The sequence below is a fragment of the Leptospira licerasiae serovar Varillal str. VAR 010 genome (genome assembly GCF_000244755.1).
Lineage (GTDB): Bacteria > Spirochaetota > Leptospiria > Leptospirales > Leptospiraceae > Leptospira_B > Leptospira_B licerasiae.
On sequence record NZ_AHOO02000006.1, the window covers coordinates 185,728 to 209,311 of the forward strand.

The 23,584-nt window shown below is 41.1% G+C and carries 19 protein-coding genes; 8 read left to right on the plus strand and 11 right to left on the minus strand.

The features are described 5' to 3' along the window. Position 1: 1 nt before the first annotated feature. Genes LEP1GSC185_RS09095 through LEP1GSC185_RS09110 form a run of 4 tightly spaced genes read right to left on the minus strand, consistent with a single transcriptional unit; the run spans position 2 to position 3,665 of the window. Positions 2-1,339 (minus strand): TldD/PmbA family protein, encoded by a 1,338-nt coding sequence (locus tag LEP1GSC185_RS09095; protein WP_008589465.1) that lies wholly within the window; start codon positions 1,337-1,339, stop codon positions 2-4. Next, positions 1,339-2,721, minus strand: coding sequence for a TldD/PmbA family protein (locus LEP1GSC185_RS09100; RefSeq protein ID WP_008589723.1), 1,383 nt, complete (start codon positions 2,719-2,721; stop codon positions 1,339-1,341). Before LEP1GSC185_RS09100 ends, LEP1GSC185_RS09095 begins: the two co-directional genes overlap by 1 nt. 51 nt (positions 2,722-2,772) lie before the next feature. Beyond that, a complete protein-coding gene (locus LEP1GSC185_RS09105) occupies positions 2,773-3,192 on the minus strand; it encodes an HIT family protein (protein WP_008590273.1) in 420 nt (139 codons plus the stop codon). Next, entirely contained in the window at positions 3,192-3,665 is a 474-nt protein-coding gene (locus LEP1GSC185_RS09110; protein WP_008591154.1) for a hypothetical protein, read from the minus strand. The genes LEP1GSC185_RS09105 and LEP1GSC185_RS09110 overlap by 1 nt, the downstream gene beginning before the upstream one ends. A 68-nt stretch (positions 3,666-3,733) precedes the next feature. Between LEP1GSC185_RS09110 and LEP1GSC185_RS09115 the strand changes: the two genes are divergently transcribed. The 5 genes from LEP1GSC185_RS09115 (at position 3,734) to LEP1GSC185_RS09135 (ending at position 9,648) form a co-directional block, all read left to right on the plus strand. After that, complete coding sequence (locus tag LEP1GSC185_RS09115; RefSeq protein WP_008591367.1) at positions 3,734-4,579, plus strand: hypothetical protein; 846 nt, start codon at positions 3,734-3,736, stop codon at positions 4,577-4,579. A 275-nt stretch (positions 4,580-4,854) separates the two neighbouring features. After that, positions 4,855-5,943, plus strand: a complete 1,089-nt coding sequence (recA, locus tag LEP1GSC185_RS09120) for a recombinase RecA (protein ID WP_033272188.1) — start codon at positions 4,855-4,857, stop codon at positions 5,941-5,943. Positions 5,944-6,066: 123 nt separating this feature from the next. Further along, positions 6,067-7,080, plus strand: a complete 1,014-nt coding sequence (argC, locus tag LEP1GSC185_RS09125; protein WP_008589637.1) for an N-acetyl-gamma-glutamyl-phosphate reductase — start codon at positions 6,067-6,069, stop codon at positions 7,078-7,080. A 5-nt stretch (positions 7,081-7,085) separates the two neighbouring features. Further along, positions 7,086-9,014, plus strand: coding sequence for an AMP-dependent synthetase/ligase (locus tag LEP1GSC185_RS09130; RefSeq protein WP_008591067.1), 1,929 nt, complete (start codon positions 7,086-7,088; stop codon positions 9,012-9,014). A 4-nt stretch (positions 9,015-9,018) separates the two neighbouring features. Next, entirely contained in the window at positions 9,019-9,648 is a 630-nt protein-coding gene (locus LEP1GSC185_RS09135; protein WP_008591275.1) for a nucleoside phosphorylase-I family protein, read from the plus strand. Here LEP1GSC185_RS09135 and LEP1GSC185_RS09140 read toward each other — a convergent pair whose 3' ends face one another. Beyond that, entirely contained in the window at positions 9,649-11,403 is a 1,755-nt protein-coding gene (locus LEP1GSC185_RS09140; RefSeq protein WP_008590275.1) for a patatin-like phospholipase family protein, read from the minus strand. 127 nt (positions 11,404-11,530) lie between these two features. Between LEP1GSC185_RS09140 and LEP1GSC185_RS09145 the strand changes: the two genes are divergently transcribed. Together LEP1GSC185_RS09145 and LEP1GSC185_RS09150 are read left to right on the plus strand one after the other, a co-directional pair. Beyond that, positions 11,531-12,133, plus strand: coding sequence for a DUF4254 domain-containing protein (locus tag LEP1GSC185_RS09145; RefSeq protein ID WP_008590270.1), 603 nt, complete (start codon positions 11,531-11,533; stop codon positions 12,131-12,133). Continuing rightward, entirely contained in the window at positions 12,130-13,188 is a 1,059-nt protein-coding gene (locus LEP1GSC185_RS09150; RefSeq protein WP_008596552.1) for a glycosyltransferase family 9 protein, read from the plus strand. Before LEP1GSC185_RS09145 ends, LEP1GSC185_RS09150 begins: the two co-directional genes overlap by 4 nt. A 16-nt stretch (positions 13,189-13,204) precedes the next feature. Here the strand turns inward: LEP1GSC185_RS09150 and LEP1GSC185_RS09155 are convergent, their stop codons facing one another. Then, positions 13,205-14,500, minus strand: coding sequence for a glycosyltransferase (locus tag LEP1GSC185_RS09155; protein WP_008589728.1), 1,296 nt, complete (start codon positions 14,498-14,500; stop codon positions 13,205-13,207). Positions 14,501-14,625: 125 nt separating this feature from the next. Between LEP1GSC185_RS09155 and LEP1GSC185_RS09160 the strand changes: the two genes are divergently transcribed. Next, positions 14,626-15,954 (plus strand): O-antigen ligase family protein, encoded by a 1,329-nt coding sequence (locus tag LEP1GSC185_RS09160; RefSeq protein WP_024864003.1) that lies wholly within the window; start codon positions 14,626-14,628, stop codon positions 15,952-15,954. On the opposite strand, the gene LEP1GSC185_RS09165 is transcribed toward LEP1GSC185_RS09160, so the two are convergent. From LEP1GSC185_RS09165 to LEP1GSC185_RS09185, 5 genes are read right to left on the minus strand one after another with little or no spacing between them, the layout of a single operon-like run. Beyond that, a complete protein-coding gene (locus tag LEP1GSC185_RS09165; RefSeq protein WP_008591252.1) occupies positions 15,934-17,697 on the minus strand; it encodes a phospholipase D-like domain-containing protein in 1,764 nt (587 codons plus the stop codon). The genes LEP1GSC185_RS09160 and LEP1GSC185_RS09165 overlap by 21 nt on opposite strands. After that, positions 17,694-19,082, minus strand: coding sequence for an LA_2168 family protein (locus LEP1GSC185_RS09170; protein WP_008590903.1), 1,389 nt, complete (start codon positions 19,080-19,082; stop codon positions 17,694-17,696). Before LEP1GSC185_RS09170 ends, LEP1GSC185_RS09165 begins: the two co-directional genes overlap by 4 nt. A gap of 11 nt (positions 19,083-19,093) precedes the next feature. Further along, complete coding sequence (locus LEP1GSC185_RS09175; RefSeq protein ID WP_008590374.1) at positions 19,094-21,229, minus strand: LIC11755 family lipoprotein; 2,136 nt, start codon at positions 21,227-21,229, stop codon at positions 19,094-19,096. Between the two features lie 50 nt (positions 21,230-21,279). Continuing rightward, the gene (gene uvrC / locus LEP1GSC185_RS09180; protein ID WP_008591681.1) at positions 21,280-23,160 is read right to left on the minus strand and encodes an excinuclease ABC subunit UvrC; all 1,881 of its coding nucleotides are present in this window, start codon (positions 23,158-23,160) and stop codon (positions 21,280-21,282) included. 6 nt (positions 23,161-23,166) lie between these two features. Beyond that, the gene (locus LEP1GSC185_RS09185) at positions 23,167-23,583 is read right to left on the minus strand and encodes a peptide chain release factor family protein (protein ID WP_008591197.1); all 417 of its coding nucleotides are present in this window, start codon (positions 23,581-23,583) and stop codon (positions 23,167-23,169) included. Position 23,584: the final 1 nt, after the last annotated feature.

A 23,584-nucleotide genomic window follows, 5' to 3' on the forward strand; every position in this document is an offset into this window, starting at 1 on the left:
ATCAACCTGCTACGTGAATTTCTGAGATCAAAATATCGGGGACCTTGATAGAGGAATAACTGTCAGAATATTCGTTGGAAATACCTTGGATCTTGTGGAGTAGATCGAAATAATTCGTGTTCATCGTGATACGATCCACTGCATGTTCCGGTTTCCCATTCTTATAATAAATCCCCTGGATCCCGATAGAAATTTCGCCAGAAACTGCGCTGCAACCGGCTCCACCTTCCAACTTAGTCACCAAAATACAATGAGAGTCGGAAGATAAAAGCTCCTCCAAACTCTTAGTTCCGAATGGAACGATCATATTGGAGAAAGAAGTTCCTGCTCTTCCTGAATAGGAACGAACTCCGTGGCCGGTAGGAGATACATTATCTTTTTTAGCCGATTCTAAATTATAAAGATAAGATTTAAGAACCCCGTTTTCTAAAACCTTTGTACGCGCGGATGTAGGAATTCCTTCGGCATCCACTAAGCGAGAACCTGGATAATCCGGAGTATGAGCCTCACAATAAATACTTAATAAAGGAGAAGCGACTTCGTTCCCCAGTTTTCCTACAAGACGGGAAGAACCTTTTTGGACTGCGTCCGCAAAATAGGGAGAAGAGAACATCCCGAAAATCTGTGGGCTGATACGATTTCCCAAAATGATAGTATATACTCCGCTCGGAAGAGGTTTCGCTCCTAAAAGTTCCGTTCCTCTATGTGCGGCTTCTTTGGCGATATAAGATGGATCAAATTGGGAAATATCCCTACCGGAACGATAGTAACTTCCCATCTTTTTTGCATCACCTTCCGCTACGACTAACCCCGTTCCGAGATAGGCAACATTGGAATCTTTTTTAACGAATACACCTTTAGAGTTCGCGATCAGACTTTGGGTGGAACTTTTTCCCACTCCTACATGTGGAACATTTTCCACTCTTTTGTCCGATTCCCAAGAAGCGTTATCTAATGTGAGTCCAAGCTCCCTCATCCAAGCAAAATCTAATTTTTCTAATGCAGGATTATAATGTTTTAGATCCACTTCCGGCAAGGGTTTCGGTCCCGGAAGTTCCATATCCAATGGATCTGTGATCTCCGTCTGGTCCATTGCATCTCTTACCATTTGGGAAAGAGCTTCTTTACTAAAACGTTCGCTATATGAATATCCTGGGCGGGAATTGTTCAGAACTCTAATACCCACTCCTCTTGAACGAGAAGTTTCCGTAGAAACTATCCTTCCTTTAAAAACTTCGATACCGATATCTTCCGAGTCGGTAGCGATCAGGTCGAAAGAATCGATCCCGTAACGTTTTCCTTCTTCCAATACGAATCCGGCTGCTTGCTCTAAATCCATTATCTTCCCCCCACTAGGATCTCATCCACTTTTAGGGACGGTTGTCCAACAGTAACAGGAATGGATCCCGACGAAGCGCCACAAGTTCCTGCGGCCAATTCCAAGTCTTTTCCTACCATAGAAATTTTAGGAAGAATTTCATGACCTTTTCCTATTAGAGTGGCTCCTCTTACAGGCTCGGAGATCTTTCCGTTTCGGATTACGTAACCTTCTTCCACAGCGAAATTGAATTCTCCGGTCGCCGGGTTTACCGAACCTCCGCCCATTCTTTTTGCGTACAGTCCGAAGTCTACGGATGCAAACATATCATCCAGTGAATCTTTTCCTGCTTCTATATAAGTGTTTCTCATTCTAGAGACGGGTGCATATTGATAAGATTCCCTTCTTCCGCTCCCGGTCCGAGGGGATCCTGTTTCCATAGATCCGATCCTATCGGCAAGATACGCTTTTAAAATTCCGTTCTCTATCAGAAGCGTTTTTTGTGTAGGCATTCCCTCGTCGTCTACATTCAAAGAGCCATACTGTTCTTCGATCGTTCCGTCATCATAGGCGGTCAGACAGGATTGTGCGATCGACTGGCCTAGTTTTCCTACAAACGGGGAAGATTTTTTACGGATAGCCTCTGTCTCCAAAGGATGACCGCAAGCCTCATGAAAAATTACTCCGCCAAAACCGTTGCCCATGACCACAGGCATTTTTTTACCTTCTATATAACCAGCATCCAGCATGAAGAGCGCCCTTTCTCCCGCCTTCCTTGCGATATCTTCTACAGGTAATCCTTCGAAAAATTCGAATCCTTTTAGAGCTCCAGGCGATTCACTCGCTACAAATCTCTCACCTTGATTTTCGGCAGTCACTGAAAGAAAAAATCTACTTCTCACTCTTAGGTCTTCCACCCAAAGGCCTTCCGAGTTTGCGATCAGAACGTTCGTTACTATATCGGACGCACTTACTCCTACTTGTATGATCTTAGAAGAAACTTTTCTAGCGACTTGGTCCGCAGTTTGTAGGAGTTCCAATCTTCTAAAAGGAGGAACTTTTCTAGGATCGTGAATATTTTTAGAAAAAGAATATTTGGATACATCTCCAGGAAGCGTAAACGTTCCGGAGTTATTTGCAGCTTCTCCCCTGGAATCCGCTAAAAGGTGTATTAAAGAAAGTAAATGTTGTTGGTCGTCATTGCTTGTATACGCGTATAAGACATCTGTCCCGTATACCAATCTGATCCCGATCCCGTAATCGGTAGCTGCAAGTGATTGTTCTATTTTTTGGTCTCTGAGTGAGATGGAAGAATTTCTGGATTCTTCTTCATAAATTTCCACAAAGTCCGCTTTTCTTTTTTTACCCGCGTCGATCAGGGTCTCTATATTGGATTGATTCATAACCTTTTACTTTAGACAGAAATTTTTTGATGATAATGGAAGGAAAAAAGATCACTCGAATTTAGGGAAAGGTATGCCGACCGGAGCCGAGGCCAAACCTTCTAACGCAAATCGAATATACTCTGGTCCTTTAATATCTTCGTATCTTGGAACCAAATGAAAATGCATATGTGCCACTTTTTCAGCGATTAAAACTGTATAAATTTTGGGAGGTGAAAACTTCTTTTGGATCCATTCCGTAGCGAATTGTAGCGTTTCTCCTAAGTCCTTGAATTCCTTAGGGTCCCAGTCTGAATATTTTTCTCTATGCGAAATCGGTTCTATGTATAGATAGCCTGGGATTTTTTTATCTTCGGGCGCGTGGCGGATGATAAAAGAAGAGTTTTGATGGATTAGACCTGGGATCTTTGTCCCACGCAGCACGGAACAAATAGGGCATTCCGGAGAAACAACTAAGGTCTTTTGGGCCATTACACCCCACTGCCCTGAGAGATATAGGATTTGTATTTTTCGTAAACTCTGAAGATATAATCCTTATCGGAACAAAAACGAATGATACATCTGTAGAAATGATATCTTTCCAGATCCTTTCTTTCTCCGTTCTCATCTACCTTGTATTCTTTTAATAAGGACTTTAACATTCCCAAAAACAGGGACCTTTCCTTTTGGTTATATCCTTCTTGGGAATAACGCACACCTTCCAATATATTCACGAACTTTTCGGCAGATGCCTGGAATGCATCCGGAGAAGAAAGGAATTGGGATTTTTCCTCATCTGAAAAAGTGGAAAGATAATCGTGGAATAATGTGAGTTGTATCGCCTCTACTAAGGACTGGGTTTTTGCCTTTGTTTCGGTATAAAAAGGGGTATTAATGCTATATTCCACAAAATCCTGCCAGGAAGATTTGGTGGTTTGTATTTTATGTAGTTCTAACAGGCTCATATATTTTTAAAGCTTTTCAGTTCGGGGTTTTCGATTATGGTTTGAGTATTACAGGATAAAAGCCGCCTATGTCAAAGGTTTTCCGATTCTTCTTTTTGCTTTTCTTTCTCTCCTATCCCTTAAGCCTTACCGCTTCCGAAAAATCCTCGGAGGAGTTATTAAATTCATTTTTAGAATGGTCTGGACACCCGATTTTAACGGAAGAAAGGATCGTTCGTAACTTAAGTAGCGAGTATATCGCAGAGTTAAAAAAAGACTCCGAACAAAGTTTAGTATTGTTTCTAAAAAACGATCTAAAACCTGACAAAAGACAGAACCAAAAGCCCGGATTGGATAAGCTAAGAAAAGACCTACAAAACCTGGAAAGATTCGAAGGAGTGCAGATCCGATTCCCCGAAAAAGAATGGGAGACTTTGTTTTACGAAAAAGGAAATTTCCCGGAGTCGTATTACGAATTAGAGACGGGCTCAGTCTCTATCAGATACGTATTTCGTAATCTTCCCTATCACCCTTTGCCTAAATGGGGAGAATTAAAATTACAAGGAAATTTCCTACTCTTCTCAGAATCGGGGGCGCTTCTATTATACAAGACTAACCCGGACTTTCCTATCAAAGATCTGGACATCAGAGAAGTCCGTACATTCTTCGAGGAAGGCAAAAAGCATGGTGGAAATTCCAAAAACTTCTCAGAAAACAAAACCGAGCTATTTTATTTTCCAAATCACAATACCGCTCCCTTCTATATATTACTTCTCTCTAAAATACTTTTAGTATTCTCCTCATTCATTATATTTATATTATATGCGGGAAGGTTCTGGAAATTCCTTTTGGAACAGACTCGCAGAAGTCATAAGGCAGAAGTTTCGTTTTTAGCGGATAAGGAGAAAGCGGAGAAGGGATTTTTGTCCGATTAGGCCTCGTTTTTACAGGGCAGTTTTACTACAACCCCATTTACTATACAAATATTTGCACTTTTTTCACCCCTCTTCTAATTTTTTGGGTGACATAAGAGTGAATTCGCGAGAAACTTTTCCCAGGGAATCCGAAGGTTTTTTAGATCCGACCTGGAATTTGTCCGGGACTAAGAGTATCCTTCGTATTAGTAAAGATTAGATTCCCGTTAAAAAAGTACACGCAGTTTTATCTGAGGGGGAACCGGGTCTTGGCAAGAGAAGGAGCTAAAGAGTCCATGAAAAAGCAAAAAGAAGAAGCACAGGGTTTGGATGATTCCAAGCGCCAGGCCATAGACCAGGCAATGACCCAAATCGAAAAACAATTCGGTAAGGGTTCCATAATGAGATTGGGATCGGCCTCAGCAAGTGTGGTTGCCCCTGTCATTCCAACCGGGTCCTTGGACCTGGATATCGCCCTCGGTATCGGCGGCTATCCATTAGGACGAATTGTAGAGATCTACGGTCCGGAGTCCTCCGGTAAAACGACCCTAACCCTTTCTGCAATTGCAGAATGCCAAAAAAGAGGCGGAGTGGCGGCCTTTATAGATGCAGAACATGCACTGGACCCTGCTTATGCAAAAAAGTTGGGAGTCAATCTGGAGGAACTATTAGTTTCTCAACCGGACAACGGAGAAGAAGCATTAGAAATTTGTGAATCTCTAGTTCGAAGTAACGCAATCGATATAGTAGTTTTAGACTCGGTTGCAGCATTGGTCCCTAAAGCGGAGATCGAAGGTGATATGGGAGATTCTCATATGGGTTTGCAAGCAAGACTTATGTCCCAAGCGCTTCGTAAACTGACCGGGACTATTTCTAAGTCCAAGACTGTAGTTATCTTCATCAACCAGATCCGTATGAAGATCGGTGTTATGTTCGGTTCTCCCGAAACCACTACAGGTGGAAACGCATTAAAGTTTTATAGTACGATTCGTTTGGATATCCGTAAGATTGAAACTCTAAAGGAGAAGGAAGAAGCCACCGGGAACAGAGTGCGTGTAAAAGTTGTAAAAAACAAAATGGCACCACCTTTCCGTCAGGCGGAATTCGACATAATCTTTAACACAGGAATCAGCCGAGAAAGTTCTCTCGTTGACTTAGGGGTAAAACACGACATTATTAGCAAATCCGGCGCCTGGTATTCCTATAATACGGAAAAGATAGGCCAAGGAAAAGAAGCGGCTAAAGAATATCTGAAATCAAATCCAGAGATCGCCTTCCAAGTAGAAAATATGGTAAGAGATCTGAACGGATTACCCCCTTTAGCACCTGACGGCAAACTTCCACCTGCTCAGCCGTCGGAAGAAGTCCAAAAAGCAGCAGGCTAATTACTACTGGCTTTCTTTTTAGAAACCATTGACCGCCGGATGAAAACTCATCCGGCGTTTTTTTATTCCAAGCCTAGTCCCGATTTTTAGGATTGTTTCAAACGCTAGTCAAAAGGAAGACCTATGTCAGAGATCAGCATCATCGGAGCAGGCGGGTTCACAGGAAAAGAGTTATTAGGATTACTCTCCCGCCATCCAAAATACAAAGCGGTGCATGTTACTAGCGATAAACTTGCCGGCAAATCTCTTTCTGAAGTTTTTCCGGATCTAATCTCACCTAAAGATCTAGTTTTTAAAAAACACGAGGATGAGGTTCCAAAAGGTTCCCTCGTAGTTCTTGCAGTTCCAAACGAAGCTTCCCTAGAGCTTACTCCTAAGTTCTTGGACAAAGGTCATAAGGTAATCGATCTTTCCGGAGTATATCGTCTTCATAACCAAGAAAAATTCGAAACGAGCTATAAATTAAAACACAGCAACTTTTCATTAACTGCCAGAGCGGTATTCGGAATACCGGAAATTTTCAGGGACCAACTGAAAGGTGCAGACTTTGTTTCCAATCCGGGCTGCTTCTCCACTTCAGTCATCTTAGCTTTGTATCTTTTGGGTAACCTAAGAAAGGAGATCAAACCAAGGATCGTCGCAGATTGTAAATCAGGGATTAGCGGTGCAGGAGGAAGAGTAGAAGACGGAGGATTTTCCTTCAATGGTGTGTATGAGAATTTCAGAGCTTACAAAATTTTAAGTCACCAACATGAGCCTGAGATCCAAGAGTATTGTTTCGCAGGATCCGGATTATCAGAACCCGAGGTTTTATTCGTACCTCATTTACTTCCGGTATACAGAGGGATTTTATCCACGATCTATTTGGAAGCGAATTCCGATAATCTACCTTTTATGGAAACTTTGACCGCAAATTCCAAATCGGAACCTTTTATCCGGATCAGAAAAACTCCGGAGGAGATAGATCTGGCAAAAGTCCAACATACGAACTTCTTGGATATAAGCATGAGACAAAGAGGAAAAAATATCACGATCGTTTCCGCTTTGGATAATCTAATGAAGGGAGCGGCAAGCCAGGCTTTACAAAATATAAATTTAATGTTGAACGAGCCGGAAACTCTTGGCTTACTTCCCTAATCCCTATGGAAAAAAGAAGCATCTATCATCTGGTCAGGGACTCTTGTATCCATTACAAGGACAGGCCCTTCCAATGGATCTGGGATGAAAAATTAAAATCTTTTTCTGGGATCTCTTACTCCGAGTGGTTCTTAAACCTGGAAAATCTTTCCGGTTTTTTCAGACAGAAAAATCTAAACAAAGGAGATAAGGTAGGCCTATTCTGCGACAACAGAACAGAATGGGCATTATGCTCCTTCTCCGTAATGTGTTCGGGTGGAGCGGACGTCCCAAGAGGATGTGATGCGAGCGAAGATGAGATATTTTATATCCTGGATCATACCGAATCCAAGATCACTTTTATAGAAAAAGAGCAGGTCCTGGTCAAATTAGGCAATATTTTAAACAAATTAAAACATCTAGAAACTGTAATACTCATAGAGCCTGAGGAAAACTTTTCCTCTTTGGCAAAATTGAAAGTTTCTTACCCTAAAATCGAATTTATAGATCTGGAAACTGCAATCTCTCAAGGTAGAGCCTGGGTCGAAAAAAAAGGAAAATCTCTTCTTCATTCCGTAGGAGAATCCTTAACTGAGAACGATATCGCGACGATCATCTATACTTCCGGGACCACCGGAGTTCCTAAAGGTGTGGTCTTAAAACATAGATCTTTTACCTGGACAATCAACCAATTACAACAATTCGTGCCCGCAAATTATTCGGACAGAGTCGTAGTCTTTCTTCCGCCATGGCATATCGCGGAAAGAATTCTAGAAACTGCGCTTCTTTCTTGGGGCGCCTCGCTTGCCTGCTCCAATGTTTCTCAGCTTACTCGTGATTTCGAGATTATCAAACCTACAGTTCTTGTTTCCGTGCCCAGAGTTTGGGAAGCATTGTATCGAAGGATCTGGGATAAGGTCTCCAAATCCTCTCCAACAAAACTTGCAATTTTTAAAACGGCAGTCCGGATCGCTGAGACCTATAATTCTCTTTTAGACACCGTTATCGGAAATTATTCGGAAACTGAAAATAGTAATAAAGAGGAGAAGTTAACCGACACAGTGGTTTCTGTCCTACTTCTTCCCCTATTCTATTTCTTAAATATTTTGGCCCAGAAGGTACTTGCACCAGTTAGAGCCCTATTCGGTGGACAACTTAAGTTTGCATTCTGCGGAGCGGGCGCAATGCCTCCTAAGATCCAATTTTTCTTTCGTTCTATGGGAGTTCCCATTATTGAAACATATGGTATGACCGAGACTACAGGAATGGGTGCCCTGGGTAGTTTTCCGATCCCTAAAACAGGATCGATCGGACAAGTATTCCCCGGGGCGCATATAAAATTAGTCGGCGAGCAAAACGAGGTGGTTTCTAAACCGGGAGATAAAGGGATCGCATGGCATAAAGGCCCTCATGTAACTGCCGGATATTATAAAAATGAGGAACTCACGCGGTCTAATTTTGTGGACGGATGGTTTAACTCGGGGGACTTATTCGTCTGGACCAAGACCGGTGAGTTAAAATTCGCAGGCAGGGCAAAAGATACGATCGTTCTTTCTTCCGGGGAGAATGTGGAGCCTGAACCCATAGAAGGAAAAATTTTAGAAACAGGCTGGGCACTGACTGCAATAGTTATTGGTCAGGACCAAAAATTTTTAGCGGTTTTGATCGTTCCGGACTTTGCCAAAGTTAGAGATCATTTTTCCTCACAGGGAATTTCTCTTCCAAATGAGAATTCTGCTCTGGTACAAGACCCGAAAGTGCTGAAGTTTTACAAAGATCTGATCAAGAATACGATCTCCGAAAAGAACGGGTTTAAGAATTTCGAAAAAATTAACGACTTTCGCCTTTTAGACAAGGAATTCGAAAAAGGAAAAGAACTCACCGAAACCATGAAAGTGAAAAGAAATAAGGTTGCAGAACTCTATGCGCATCTGATAAAAACGATCTTTCTTTAATCAGATGAGCGACCTTAAAATCCAGGACATTCTTTTCTGCGCGGCTTTCGCGGGAGAAATAGACAAATTAAAAACGGATCCTAGGATCCACACTTTCGAAGCGGGCATCGGAGAATTGGAAGCGGCCATCAATCTCCAGAAATATCTTTCAGATCCTGAAAGTTGGAAACCTAAGGCGATTCTAGGGATAGGCTCCGCAGGAGTATATACCTGGATCCCTCGAAAAGAGTGGGAAGGTAAATTTGGACTTTCGAAAGTATTCGCTAATTACCAGATCGCATTCTTGGATAAAAAGATCAGACTTCCGGAAAGTATGACTTTTAGATACGAGTTCCCCGACTTACAATTCCCTTTTGACGGAAACGATTTCGTAGAATCCGCGACAAACGGAACTGGTTCAGTCACCTTGGAAGATCTTAGCCCCCGAGCCTTAGAAAGGATCAAGGGAGAAGGCCTAGGCTTTGAGAATATGGAAGCGTTCGGCCTTGCAAAAGTATGCAATCTATTTAATATTCCTTTCGGAACAGTATTCGCACTTACGAACAAAGTAGGACCGAAAGGAAGTGAAGAATGGAAGCTTTCCTGGAGAAAACACTCCGATAGACTCCAGGAGAAGATCTTGAGTTACCTTTGATTATTTTTCGGTTGGAAAGAATAATTTACGGATATCTCCGATTGCAGCTTCCGTTTCCAATTCTCCCTTTTTAATGATTTCCTTATATTTTCCGAAATCGGTAAATGCGAACTCTTCTATATGTAAATTGATAAAAAGGTCCATCTTTTCCTTTCTCAATTTAGTAATTTCTCTTCCTTCTAAAGTGATCGCTCTTGCCATGATCTTTAGAATGGGAGGATAAGTAATGTCTTCCCAAAGATTTTTGAAAAAAGACTTTCCTGTTACCTTTCTGTCTTCCAGAAGTCTGACGATCCCCTCGTCTCTAAGCGGAGAAACATTCACGGATAAGATCACATCCGCTCCTTTCCTTCGGATCAGGTTTTCCGGAACGTTATTGATCACTCCGCCATCTATCAAAAGATGATCCCCTTTAAATACCGGTGGGAACATCCCAGGTAAACTCATTGCCGCAGCCAGCGCTTCCCAAATGGGACCTTGGTCCATCACGTATTCTTGCCCGCTATGGAGATCCACTGCGGATGTTGCAAATGGGATCTTTAGATCTTCTATTAACTGAGTTCCGAATGCATCCTTTAACATTCGGAGCATTCTTTTTCCTTTGAAGAAGGAAATAAGTGGGATGGTAGGATCGAACGGTTTTTCGATTCCGCCAAAAAACTTACCGATCATTTTGAAGATCGAATCCGTGCTTTCCCCCCTTGCATAAAGAGCTCCGATCACAGCCCCGAAAGAAGAACCGCTCACAAAATCGAAACGGATCCCTTCTCTTTCCAAAACTTTCAGAAGACCGACATGTGCGAGGGCCCTAGCTCCTCCTCCTCCCAACGCAAGCCCTCGAGTCCTAGAGACCAAATATCTTGCGAATGTTTCACCCTTATAAAATACTTTTTGGTTAGCGGATTCTTCATGTTTTCTTAATCCGTTTTCGGACACGACAATCCGAGAAGTCCTTCCGGAAAAATTACGTATCCTTGGTTCCCAATAACCTAGGATCTCATTTTTCTGTTTCAGATTTCTTTCCGGTTTTTCCTCCCAGAAAACGATCTGATCGCATTGTTGTACGAGCTTATCCAACTCTGGCTGGATCTCCGGGTTTTTAAAATAGAGATGTAGTATGGCGGATTTTTTTCTAAGCCCTGCAATAGTTCGGATCATCTCGGAAACAGATTTTCCTTTGAATGTATCTATTCTCAAGAGAGAAACATGACCTTCGTGGGACTTCCTACCGTTATCCACTATGGACTCTAGATGTACTTTAAAATCTTCTACTTCTTCTATCGGGATATGACAGACTAGTCTTCTAGGAGAATGTACCTGAGCGGAAGAGTCTTCCATCACCTCTCTCATCCTCATTCCCATCAGTCTCATTAAGTTTTGGGAAAGTACCCTTTCTTTGGCAGCTAGTTTTAGAAAATATTCCCCGTCCAATACATACAATAACGTATCCAATATCGCGGTGGCAGATCCGGTATGAGCGGTTCTTGTGAGAACGCTATTCTCAGCAAACACGTCTCCTTCACCCAAGTAGCGAACCGTCTTGCCAGCTTCCCCCAAGGTCATCATTACCTCTCCGTGTCGGATTATGTAAAGTTCCTTGGAGATCTCTCCTTTATAATAAATTACAGTGTGATTGTGAATGTTCCGCTCTTCTATATGACCGTAAAGTAAGACTAGTAATTTTCTCGGGAGACCCTTGAACAAGGGGATAGACGCTAAAAATTGCAACGCTTCCGGAGGTACTATTTTTTTCATGCGGGCAAGATCCTAACCTGGGAAATTTATTTTGTAAAGCGGAACTAGAACGTTCTGTCATTTAGCCGACGGACCGACAATAGGAAATCCTCTTGATTTTTGGTCTATCGCGTAAATTCTAGCTCCGATGAAGTTAGAATCGGCCAAAGTGGTTGAGATATTCAAAAATTCCGTCACGGACTGGCATAAAGAGGAAGCGCTTTCTCCGAATCCATTCCCTGGGTCCTCTCTTGAGTTCCTTTTTTACCAAAAAAACCAGATAGACACCATCCAATGGCATGTGGAGGACGAGATCAGAAGGCCCGACCTTCCTGATAAGGATCTTGTCCAGTTTAAAAGAAGAATAGACGCCCTAAACCAGGAAAGGACGGACCTAGTCGAGCAGATAGACGATCAGATCTCAGCAATGTTCAAGTCGGTGGAAAAAAAGCCGAATGCCAGAATGAACTCGGAAACCCCTGCTTGGCTGATAGACAGGATGAGTATCCTGGAACTCAAAATTTATCATATGAAAGAACAAACGGAAAGAAAGGATGTAAGTCCCGAACATATCCAAACTTGCCAAAACAAGCTGAATGTTTTGCTGGAACAAAGGACTGATCTTTCCAAATGTCTGGATGAACTTCTGGACGATTTATCTAAAGGAGATAAATTCTATAAGGTATATAGGCAGATGAAAATGTACAACGACAAAAATCTGAACCCATCCTTATATACAAAACAAGCATGAATCTTTTGGTGCTAAGATTCTCAGCGATGGGAGATGTTGCCTTGATGGCTCCGGCATTGATTGCCGTAGCAGCCAAGTACACGAATATACAACTCACTGTTGTTACCAGAGGGAACTATGCTCCCTTCTTTTATAATATCCCTAACGTCCACGTGATCGGGATCAATCTCAAAAAATATAAAGGCCTATCCGGATTATATCGTTTATTCAAGGAATTGAATAAACTAGGTCCTTACGAGAAAATCGTGGACTTACATTCTAGCGTTAGATCCCGTTTTATCAGTTTTTTCTTTTGGATCCGAGGGGTTTCCGTTTTCAGGATCATTAAGGGAAGAAGGGAAAAGATGCGCCAAATACGTAGGACCCGTAAGGTTTTGCGTAAACTTCCCCACACTGTAGACAGATATCTAAAAGTTTTCGAAAAAGCCGGATTCCCCGCGAACGTTCGAAAAGGCCCTTGGATCAATGTGGATCCTGAATCCAAAATTTATGCAAAAGACTTCCTTCTTGCCAGAAAGATAGATAAAAAAGAAGGTCTTTGGGTCGGATATGCACCTTTTGCAGGCCATAAACTGAAAGAATGGCCTTTGGAAAAAAGCCTGGAACTACTCAAACTTTTAAAAGAAGAATTCCCTAATATTAGAATATTCTTATTCGGTTCCTCTCAGGAAGCGGTTCAAATGGAAGAATGGAGGAATGGGGATCAATCCATGACCATCGTTTCCGGTGGTAAACTGGGTATACGAGGTGAATTAGGGATCATGGAAAGAATGGATGTAATTATCGGAATGGACTCTTCGAACATCCATATTGCAGCGCTTCTCAAGCGTCCTGTGATCGCGTTATTCGGAACTACACACCCACTTTCCGGATTTGCTCCTTTTGGTCAGGAAGACACCGGCGTTTTACAGATAGAAGATCTACCTTGTAGACCATGTAGTATTTACGGAAATACAACCTGCTATCGTAAAGACTTTGCCTGTATGGAGAGGATTACTCCGGAAGACGTGATCAAACGGATCAACGTTATCAAGAATATCAATACACTTTTTTGATCAGTCTTTTAATCGATTAGCCTAAGATCCCGAAAGGATCCAAAGAGAAGATCGTATTTAGTATAGATCTTTTTTTCTTTTTATTCTTTTGGGCTGCTACCGATTTATATACTTCTTCCATTCTATCCACGCAAGCTTTCATCTCATGGTTTTGGGAAATTTTCAGGGATTCCTTGGAGAAAGAAGCATACATTTCAGGATCTTGCAGAATACGAACAGTCTTTTCGGCAATATCTTTTACATCGAAAGGTTTTGCTATAAATCCGTTCAGTCCGTCATGGACTAATTCCGGGATTGCAAACGAATCCACACCGACCGCAGGAAGACCGCATGCTACTGACTCTAAGATCACAAGACCTTGTGTTTCCATGGTAGAAGCCGTTAAGAATAGATCGTAGTTCGGATAGTGTTTTGGAAGTTCCGCTCTATCTATAAAACCGGTAAATGTAATTGCATTATCTATCCCAAGCTTTTGAGCTTGGACCTTAAGAGAAGCCAAAGCTGGACCGTCTCCTATGATCGTCAAAGTAGCAGATGGGATCTTTTCTAGGATCAATTTGAATGAGTTAATGATCACATCGCAATTTTTCTCATAAGAGATCCTACCCACATGTAGTAGTTTAGGACTTTCCGAAAGAGTTTTAGGACTTCCCTTAAATTGGGAAAGATCCAAACCGTTTGAGATCACAGCAACCGGCTTTTTTAATCCGAACTCTTCCAACTGTTTTTTTATCAGGTGGGAAGGAGAGATGATCAGATCGCAACGATCGTATAAATTATTCGTAATTTTCAGAATGATCTTTTTACGAATATTGAACTTGTCGAATTTTTCGAATTTTACCAAGTCCTTTATTTTAATCTTCTTATTCAACTTTCCGATTCTCATAAAAAGTTTGTCTAGTTTAAGAAGACGATAAAAAGAAAGATACATGTCCTGTTCGGACATCAATGTATGATAAGTTCCGATACTTGGGATTCCGTATTTTTCGGTAGCGTTGATCCCGTAAACTCCCATAAGTCCAGGAGTGTGGATATGCACTAGATCCGGTTGGAATTCTTTGATCGCTCTTTTGATCTTTGAAGGAGAAGGTAAAACAACCTTGATATCGGGGTAACTAGGCAGGTATCCGCTCCTGAATCTTTCCAGACGGATATGATCTCCCATTCTATCGAAGTCACCTTCTCCATAACGTGGACAACAAATCAAAAATTCATGTCCTCTTTCGGCAAGGGCTTCCGCAAAATTTCTCATCGAAATAGCGACCCCGTCTATTTTGGGTAAAAAGGTGTCCGAAAAATAAAGAATCTTCATTTAGGTTCCTAATGCGGAACCAATCTCCTCCATAATATGGATTTTACCACTCCATTACAGAAATCTATGTGAAAAATAATCGAATTTACAAAGAACAGATCGGTGAGATTATTTCCAGAATCCGGATGAAAGAGTTTTTGAAAAAAGCGCATCTATTCTGTTTACTCGCCACCCTACCTTCGATCGGAATTTCGGTCAGCCTTAGCCAGGGATTTCTGGTGCTTTCCTTTTTTTTCGGACTGGCGGACCAACTGAAGATAGGAAATTGGAAGGACATCCTACCCAATCATCCTATTTCTAAAATTTCGATTTCTCTTTTTCTCTGGTACGGGATCGTATTTCTGATCCATCTTGTATTTGATAATTCCACAGGATATACAAAGGCTGCTTGGAACGGAGAGCTGAAAGACTTCTTCCTATTTTTCGGGTTCCTTTCCGTAGGATTTACAACAAAGGAAGATCTACCCAAAATTTATCGAGCTCTCTTCTGGCTTTTTTTGATCCTAGTATTCACAGGAGTTGCTGGAGGTTTTACTCCTGTCCGTCTTTCCAGACTCATCAGCGATCTATACAAAACCTCCAGTAGTTATAGATTCACTCACCCATTGGGTTCTGTTTCTTCCATCCCTCTTTATATCTCCATAGGTTTGATGAACACTCATTTGACCTTCGGAGGGTTGCTACAATTCTTTTCGGCGTTTGCAGTATTCGGTTTTTTAAGGACTCTCATCCAAGGGGATAAGAAAAAGATCCTAATTGCAGGGCTTCTTCTCTTTTTATATTGTTTAGTGTTCTTATTAAACCAGGCAAGATCTAGCATGATTGGAGCCGGGGTAAGTATCTTCTTTGCGGGAGTTCATTTATTCTTTATCAGAAAGGAATTTTCAAGATCTTTTCTGATAAAGGGAGCTTCTCTCTTCTTAGGACTTCTAATTTTGATAGGACTTGTACTTGCAATTAGTCCTGCAGGAAAGAAGGTCATCGGGCCACTCTTTGGAAAAGAAAAACACACCGATTCAGGAAGAACATTCATCTGGGATTCCAGTTTTCCACTCATCCAAAAGAATCCGATCATAGGAGTAGGTCCCGGGAATTACAATAAAGAGATCGAAAAAGTTAGGATCTCACATTCCGAAGAATATCCGGAACTCTCCTACTTTTACGAAGTCACTCAAAGAGGACACGCACATAACGATTATTTCCATCTCGCTTCGGTATTCGGTATCCCTGCGGCATTGATCTATTTGGGGTTAGGAGCAATCCTGATCGCGTATCTATTCCAATCCAAGCAAGACTTTCAGATCATATTATTCTTTTATGGACTGATCGGATTTTTTGTTTCAGGTTTATTCCAGTGTTACTTCCAGGATGACGAGGTGGTCATCCTATTCTGGATCTTATTAGGCCTTTTCGTAAAAGGAGAATTTCTAATATCAAAGCGGAATAACGCATAAGTTCTTTCTCCTTCGGTTTGGAATTCCCTGTTCTGCAAAGTATTCCAAATTAGATTCAGAATATTGATCGGGAAACTCGGAGGCTTCTCTAAAATTGTAAACTGCAAATAATACTTGCTCCGGCCAATTCAGATTATAATTAACCGACTTAAAACAGAAATATAGCCCAAAGTTCTCGTATCCAAGGAGTATAACGCCGGAATTCGAAGTTACACTCTCAGAAAGATAATACACTCCTTCTTCTAATGAAACTCCTAATAATCTCGGAAGTTTTCCCCTTTCTAAGATCCATACCTGCTGGGGGGAATTTTCAGACAGAAATTTACTCAGTTCAGTATTATTCGGAAAAACCCAGGCTCCTGCCGTTCCTAAAAATTGGGATGGCCTTAAAAATAGAGAAGGTTTTAAGATCGTAGAATGAAATTCCTTCATCAGATCGGATTTAGGAAGAGTAAATCCTGATATTCCATTTCTGGAGAACGATCGGATTCCCAAGCTTTCCGTTTCAGTTTTCGGAAATTCACTTTTGCCTCCGAAAAATCTGGAACTAATCGATTCATAATCCGAGATAGATTTACAGGATTCTTCTTTCCATCTATAGAAATTATTCCAACGAAACCATTCAAATCCGATTTCCAAAAACGTTTCTTCCGATTGTATTTCCGATCTACAAATCAGATCGTTGTCGACGTCGAAACTGTGAGTATTCGTATCAACAGGAAATGTAGGTTCCGAGATCTCTATCGGCTTGGATTTAACTAGAATATTCTCCCATTCTTCTTTAAATTTTTTAGTGACTCTCGCATCCTTGATTCGAATGAGAATCTCTCTGTTGGAATCCCTGGCGCTCAAAGAATAATTATAGGATCCGGTCAAAACTTCTAGATCATCCAAGATCATGGTCTTATGATGGAGGAGTCCTCCTTTTCCAATATTAGGATCATCTAAAATATCCTCGTTTCCGTCTTCTGAGATCTCTACCCCGGGAATGCCGGATAGAATTGTTCCTTCAGGATCAACCGGGCGATTGTATATCCCGCTAATGGATCCATGATTTGCGCGAGTAAATCCGAAGCTTATGATTGGATCATAATGATCGAAGATCAAATAACGAATCGAATGTTTAGAAGAAAAAACTGAATCCAAAAGCCTATTCTGGATCAAATTTCCTTCGATAGGAGAATTCCAAAATTCTAATTCGCCAATTCTCAAAGTAGGAAATGGATATTCTTCTCTTAGAAAAGAATAAAAGTTTTCCCATTCTTTTCGGTTCAGTATAAATTCTATATATCCGTTATGATCCTGTTCTAAACCGTAAAATGTAAAATTCCCGGTTCCGATAAACACCAATGACTGATCGGAGACCAAAACCTTCGTATGCTGTAAACCAGTGCCTTCCCAATATTTTAGAAATGGTAGGATAGAGCTTGGATAAGTTTTTCCCCATTCTCCCATGAATTCTAAATGAACGCCTCTTCGATATGCCTTTATAAGTTCCTCTTCAATCTCCGGATCGTCGAAAGAATAAAGATGCATATAAATAGATTTTTTGGACTCTCGGACGATGTGCAGTATCTCATCTCGAACATTTCTCTTTTTACCGAGCGGTACGAATCTACCCGGATATGAAAAGAATACTTTAGGATATAAGTCATCTTCCCAAAAAACGGAAACATCTTCTTCTGTTCTTTCGCAGCGTAAAAAACAAAGGATCGAAAACCAAAATATACAGAATATTTTCATTTCCAAACCCCTCCAATACGAAAGAGCATGTACCATTGTTTAAGCCCTGTTGTTTCGTTCGATTCAAAGCCTCCAATATCTAATTCGATCCTCGCAGATTCGTCTTGCAAGGCAGACCAGACAATACTTACACCTGCTTCTCTTAGAAATTTATTATGCATATTTCTGAATGAAATTGTCCATAGACCGGAGGAAGAATTCTCTTCTTTCAAAAATCCGATATAGGTAAAATGAACTCCGGGGGATACTCCGAAAAATTTCCCTTCCGCTTTCCAGCCGAACAGATTGGCAGGTCTTTTACCTGGAAAATCGGTATCTTCTCTTTCTAATCCGCGGTCAGTAATCCAAGCAGAAGGATAAAAACCCCAAACTTGTTGCAAGATAGGGTTCGAAACAGGAGAAGATCCCATTCCGACAAAACCCATTTCTAAAATTTCACCTTGTGAGGATCGTTTCTCTCTGTCAGGTAAAAGCCCAAAAACGGAAATTTGTCCGAATGTATTATAAAAACCTAAATCAAACCGAAAAGCTTCTCCGCTAATCGGTATCGATCTGTCCAATCGTGCAGGATGATATCCCGTTTTATCGATCCCTCTGGAAAGAAAAAAGTCCCCGGAAACATAAAAGAACTTCCACAGAAATCCGAGCCCGATTTTCCATTCTACTAAATAATCTTTGTCACCTTCCGTAGTTTCCGATCTGGATTCTTTTGTATCTGAACCGAATCTTCCCCAGTCTCCCAAAGATAGATAACGCACTCTGAATTTGTATATAAAACGATCTTCTTTATTTCCCGTTAGGCTTATACCGGCTCTGTATCTGGATTGTGAAGAGTATGCTGAGTCTTTTTCAGTGATAAGTTCGTCTCTTGCCTGTTTTGGAAGAAAAAACTCCCTTCCCTGTAGTTTCAACCATTGGTTTTCTGATAAAGGAAATCCTCTGTATAGATCCAAAAAGTCGAATCGTATTCTGGTGCGATCCAATTCAGTTTCTGCGAACAGGCCTTCTACTCCGTCTTTCCAAGAAGACCAAGCAGGAAATTCTTCCGGATCAGATCTTCTTCCTGCCCCCCATAAAAATCCTTTATAAAGAATTCCGATATATGAGTTTTTACCGGGTAAGAAGAATGTTCCGGAATTGGAAGTAGTAACAAGATTCCATTCTATGTCTGCTCGGATCTTTTCCGTAGACTTCTCAATTTTAAATCCGAATACCGCGGGCGAAGTTAAGGCCGAAATCTTGGAATGCTCCTTCTCTTCCGAGATCCTTCCTTGGGTCCGAAACAGGATCCACTGAAAATAGATCTCCAAAGATGGATCACGAACATCATCAGCGGATATAATATGGGCGTGCAAAAGTACGAATAAGAAGAAGATTCTTTTCATAAATCACCTTCTTATTCCAAGATCCCAGGATGAGCTTCCGTCAGACTGCAGTTGCTATCCCTAAACGGTCTTCCGGAGTAAGAACTTATGGACCAGACTCTCACTCCTGATTCTATTTTAGAATATGTGGATTTTCGGATCTTATTCCGAGTATCGTTTACTCCGGGACCGGCGGAACTATAAGTAAATTCATCCCAAAGTTCTCCAGTATGTGGATCTGAAATTTTAAGAAGATTCGATCCGGATGAAGGTAAACTAAAACTTGCATCCTTCCAAAACTCCGTATGCGGAAAACAGACAGATTTTCCGGAAGAAAGTACAGTCGGAGTTTCTTTCTCCAATGGTAGAAGAATGGAAACCAAAGTCCCATTACTTTGGATGATCTCTAAATATGCTGAATCGGGAGAACTTTCCGAGACGGATACAAATTCCAGAAACCTATCTTTAGAAATCGGATCTACTCCTTGGTAAGATCCCATCCAAGAAACTTCCGAAAATTGGATCTTACTCTCAACTTCCGGTCTGTGGCAAAACTTTCTACCGGCAGAAGTCCTGGGATTTTCTGCATACATTGAGGATTGAGGCAAATTGGTCCGCAAACTTGCGTTTGAAAAAGCTATACTCGTATTCTGATGAAGAAATGTTTGTCCATTCTCAAAACAAATGCTTACGGTTTCTCCATTCGTTTTTTGGAGTACAATCCGAGTGGGAACTCCTTTACTAGTTCTGAAATTCCCATCCCAAAGAACCTTCTCCTTTCCGGAGGAACCCGAAAGGGAGATAAGATCACTCGGAGTAACCGATTGAAAACTGGCCGGTGAATAGAAAGGATTTCCTAATAGGAACGGAAGATTTCCAATGCTAAGAAGTTCATCTGCCTGAATTTTTTTAGAGATCTTGATCGGAAAAAGATTTTTGCCCCAACTAATCATTAAAGAAGAGGGATCACAAACTTTATTTCCTCGATAGACCAGATCTAAATACTTCCAATCAGACTGTAGAGTTCCATTATGAACTAGTCCGTTGGGGTTTATTTCCTCTATTTCAAAATCATTCGGATCGCAAGTGGATTCAGTCTCTAAGTTATAAGCGGGATTTTCTCCAGGATCCATGCAAAACTTTGAAATAATTTCACAACGGGAGAAAGAGCTACCGTTCCATGAATAATAAGTTTCTCCGAATAAATAACCTGTTCCGGGAAGGTTAAATTCAACGGATTGATCTAATCGACTCAGTAAAATTTTACCGTATTTCTTCAGATCCCCCCATTTGAGGTTTAAAAGAGAGAGCCTTTCCAAAGAAGCGGAATCTTCCGCATAGATCCGAGTCTCGTGAGCCGAAATAAAACCGGTAGTTACAGGGATCGGCGCCTTGTTACCGAATAGATTAAATTCCAAACCTTCTTCGCAGATCGGGAAACCATTCGGATTATAGATCTCGATCCATCTTCCTAAATTCGAATTCGTTTCTCCAAAAATCTCAGTGATGATCGGCAGAGAAGATTTACAAGTCTCCAATCCGATCTGGTTTTTAGTCCGAACCAAATTTTGGATCTCGTTTTCCAAGTTAGGGGATTTAAAGTAAATACCCAAAAAGACTTCGGATCCTCCAAAAGGAGGAAGAATTAAAAAAGATACTCCATTAGAAAGGAAGAATATACTAAAAGTTTTAAGATGATTTTTGAGACTGATATTAGATCTGTCCCAGAGAACAGTTCCGGAGCCTATGGACCTTAGTTTTTTATCCCCTACAATAGCAAATTTTGGATCTTCTAACTTTTTCTTAATTCCGGAAAATAGATAAGTCCCTATTCTATACTCAGAGTTATCGGAAAGTGTGGATCCAAATTCAGGAACCAAGGCTCCCTCTTTCCAAGCGGAAAGAACCTTTTCAAATTCCGATATTTCCTCTTCCTTTATACAGATACTGATCCGGAAATTTGGATCTTCTCCGGAAACGAAGCAGACCTGACCGTTCTCTTGGACCAAATCAGAAATGAGTTTCGGATCTTCCGATCGGATTGGATCATATAGGAATTGAACGGATTTTTGAGATCCTTCCCAGAGATACTCTGAACTCGAGCTCTGTTTACAAGAAGCTAAGACGATGATGATCGAAAGACCAAGATTGAATATTATTGTTCGCATTTTTTCCTCCAGAACTACTTGTCTGAGGAAAAACCGATCACTTGCGATTTTTAGGGGTTAGAAGTGGAATTTTCCGGAATTGTGATTCCAGCTGAATATTTAGAATTTGCGGAATGAAAATAATTATAAATTTTCTCCGCTAACGCTTCTCCAATTCCTGGGACCTTCATGAGCTCTGCAATATTCGCTTCTTCTATTTTTTTTTGCCCCGAAAATGATTGGAGTAACAGTTTACTTCTTTTTAATCCTATATCCGGAACTTCTCTGATTAAACCTGTAAGAGCTTCTCTATTTCGTCTAGAACGATGATGCTCGACTCCGAATCTATGTGCCTCATCCCTGAGATGACGAAGCAATCTCATCCCGGGCGAATTCATATCGAAACTATAAGGAGAAGTTTCTCCGGGAAAATAGATCTCTTCTCTTTTTTTGGCAAGTCCTACCATGGGAAGATTTGCGGCTCCTGCTTCCACCGCAGCCTCACATGCTTTTCCAAGCTGAGTAGGACCTCCATCAATTACGATCAGATCAGGCATTACCCCGTCTTCATTGATGATCCTTTGCAACCTTCTGGAAATCACCTCATGCATCATTCCAGGATCGTTGATCCCTTCATAACCTCTGATATTATATTTTCTGTATCCTTGTTTGAACGGTTTTCCTTCCACAAACATCACGCCGCTTGCCACAGGAAATGACCCTTGGAAATGGGAAATATCGTAACATTCCATAATATGCGGAGGTTCTTTTAATTGGAACATTTCTTGTATCTCTTTTAGAGCTACCGTTTGGTCCTTATAATGAGTGGCGAGAAGTCTTTCAGTCAGTCCGAGTTCCGCGTTTTTTTCTGCGATCTTTAAGAGGGATTTTTTTTCACCTGCTTTAGGAAATCGTAATTTAGGTCTGAATCCGGTTTTCTCTTGTAGGAAGTCCAACACGGTCTCCCCTTCTTCTTTTAAACCGAAAGGAACTACTATACTTGCAGGGATCATTCCAGCGCTCATATAATAATCCCGGAAGAAGGAGGACAATATTTCCTCTTCCGTGGAATTCTGCACACCTTGCAAAGGAAAAGATTTTTTATTATCTAAAAGTCCGCCTCGAACTTCCATGAGTACTACTTGACCTTCGTCCTCTTTACGTGCGAATGCGATTATATCCTCATCTCCACCGTCCATACTCACAACGGTCTGTTTTTGTCGGAAAATCTGTAATCGCCCTAGCATGTCTCTGTAACGAGCAGCAATTTCGAATTCTAGTTTTCCGGAGTATTCCTCCATACGTTTAGTGAGTTCGGTTGCAAGGACCTCTTTTTTCCCTTCTAAAAATTGTATGATCTGATTTACGATTACTGCATATTCAGCTTCCGGAACAGTTCCTTGGCAAGGGCCCAGACATCTTCCCATTTGAAAATTCAAACAAGGACGTTTCGGTTTGGGAAGAGGAAGCTTTTGACGGACTTTTCGGATCGGAAAAATACGAAGGATTACATCTAAAATTTCGCGGGTGGTCCTTACATCCGTAAAAGGACCGAAATATCTATCTCCGTTATCCTTAATTTTACGTGTGATAAACACCATCGGATACGGTTCCGAAAGAGAAACACAGATATACGGATATTTTTTGTCGTCCTTTAAACGAACATTGTATCTAGGATTATGTTTTTTGATCAGAGTAGCTTCTAAAATTAAAGCTTCTTTTTCAGTAGAGGTTGCAAACCAATCCAGATCGAAAATTTCTCTCTGCAGGTATCTGGTCTTTAGATCGGTTTGTTTATCTTTTAAATAGTTACGGATCCTTTTGTCTAAGTTTTTTGCCTTGCCTACATAGATCACCTCTCCTTCCGAATTCTTCCAAAGATAACATCCGGGAGAACCGGTAAGGTTTTTGAGTTTTTCTACAATCAGAGTATGATTGACTACTTCAGGCATGATTTACTATTCTTCGTCCCAATCTTTCGGCGGGGTTTTTCTTTTTAGACCTGCCAAAGTTTTGGAAGCAATCTTTCTTTTGGCTTTTCTTGCCTTATCCGCCTTGGCTTTTCTGATCTTTGTAAGTTTAGGATCTTCTATTTTAGAGGCTTCTAAAATTTCGGCCTCCAATTTTTCACATAGAAGGATTCTCGCCTTATATCTGTTTAAACCTTGGGTGCGATGAATGGAACATTTAATTTCGAGACCTGTCTTTTTATAAAACAATCGAACTGCAGTCGAAACCTTGTTTACGTTCTGTCCACCTTTTCCGCCGCTTCTTACAAAAGTTTCTTCCAGATCGGATTCTTGGATGCCAAGCTTTTTCATTCTGGCAAGAAGAAGGTTTACTTTTTCCGGAGAGACAGGGAATTGAGCAGCCATT

Bases quoted from the DNA above. Each gene is read 5' to 3' on its own strand.
- LEP1GSC185_RS09095 (WP_008589465.1), bottom strand. From the start codon at position 1,339: ATGGATTTAGAGCAAGCAGCCGGATTCGTATTGGAAGAAGGAAAACGT.
- LEP1GSC185_RS09100 (WP_008589723.1), bottom strand. From the start codon at position 2,721: ATGAATCAATCCAATATAGAGACCCTGATCGACGCGGGTAAAAAAAGA.
- LEP1GSC185_RS09105 (WP_008590273.1), bottom strand. From the start codon at position 3,192: ATGGCCCAAAAGACCTTAGTTGTTTCTCCGGAATGCCCTATTTGTTCC.
- LEP1GSC185_RS09110 (WP_008591154.1), bottom strand. From the start codon at position 3,665: ATGAGCCTGTTAGAACTACATAAAATACAAACCACCAAATCTTCCTGG.
- LEP1GSC185_RS09115 (WP_008591367.1), top strand. From the start codon at position 3,734: ATGTCAAAGGTTTTCCGATTCTTCTTTTTGCTTTTCTTTCTCTCCTAT.
- recA (WP_033272188.1), top strand. From the start codon at position 4,855: ATGAAAAAGCAAAAAGAAGAAGCACAGGGTTTGGATGATTCCAAGCGC.
- argC (WP_008589637.1), top strand. From the start codon at position 6,067: ATGTCAGAGATCAGCATCATCGGAGCAGGCGGGTTCACAGGAAAAGAG.
- LEP1GSC185_RS09130 (WP_008591067.1), top strand. From the start codon at position 7,086: ATGGAAAAAAGAAGCATCTATCATCTGGTCAGGGACTCTTGTATCCAT.
- LEP1GSC185_RS09135 (WP_008591275.1), top strand. From the start codon at position 9,019: ATGAGCGACCTTAAAATCCAGGACATTCTTTTCTGCGCGGCTTTCGCG.
- LEP1GSC185_RS09140 (WP_008590275.1), bottom strand. From the start codon at position 11,403: ATGAAAAAAATAGTACCTCCGGAAGCGTTGCAATTTTTAGCGTCTATC.
- LEP1GSC185_RS09145 (WP_008590270.1), top strand. From the start codon at position 11,531: ATGAAGTTAGAATCGGCCAAAGTGGTTGAGATATTCAAAAATTCCGTC.
- LEP1GSC185_RS09150 (WP_008596552.1), top strand. From the start codon at position 12,130: ATGAATCTTTTGGTGCTAAGATTCTCAGCGATGGGAGATGTTGCCTTG.
- LEP1GSC185_RS09155 (WP_008589728.1), bottom strand. From the start codon at position 14,500: ATGAAGATTCTTTATTTTTCGGACACCTTTTTACCCAAAATAGACGGG.
- LEP1GSC185_RS09160 (WP_024864003.1), top strand. From the start codon at position 14,626: ATGAAAGAGTTTTTGAAAAAAGCGCATCTATTCTGTTTACTCGCCACC.
- LEP1GSC185_RS09165 (WP_008591252.1), bottom strand. From the start codon at position 17,697: ATGAAAATATTCTGTATATTTTGGTTTTCGATCCTTTGTTTTTTACGC.
- LEP1GSC185_RS09170 (WP_008590903.1), bottom strand. From the start codon at position 19,082: ATGAAAAGAATCTTCTTCTTATTCGTACTTTTGCACGCCCATATTATA.
- LEP1GSC185_RS09175 (WP_008590374.1), bottom strand. From the start codon at position 21,229: ATGCGAACAATAATATTCAATCTTGGTCTTTCGATCATCATCGTCTTA.
- uvrC (WP_008591681.1), bottom strand. From the start codon at position 23,160: ATGCCTGAAGTAGTCAATCATACTCTGATTGTAGAAAAACTCAAAAAC.
- LEP1GSC185_RS09185 (WP_008591197.1), bottom strand. From the start codon at position 23,583: ATGGCTGCTCAATTCCCTGTCTCTCCGGAAAAAGTAAACCTTCTTCTT.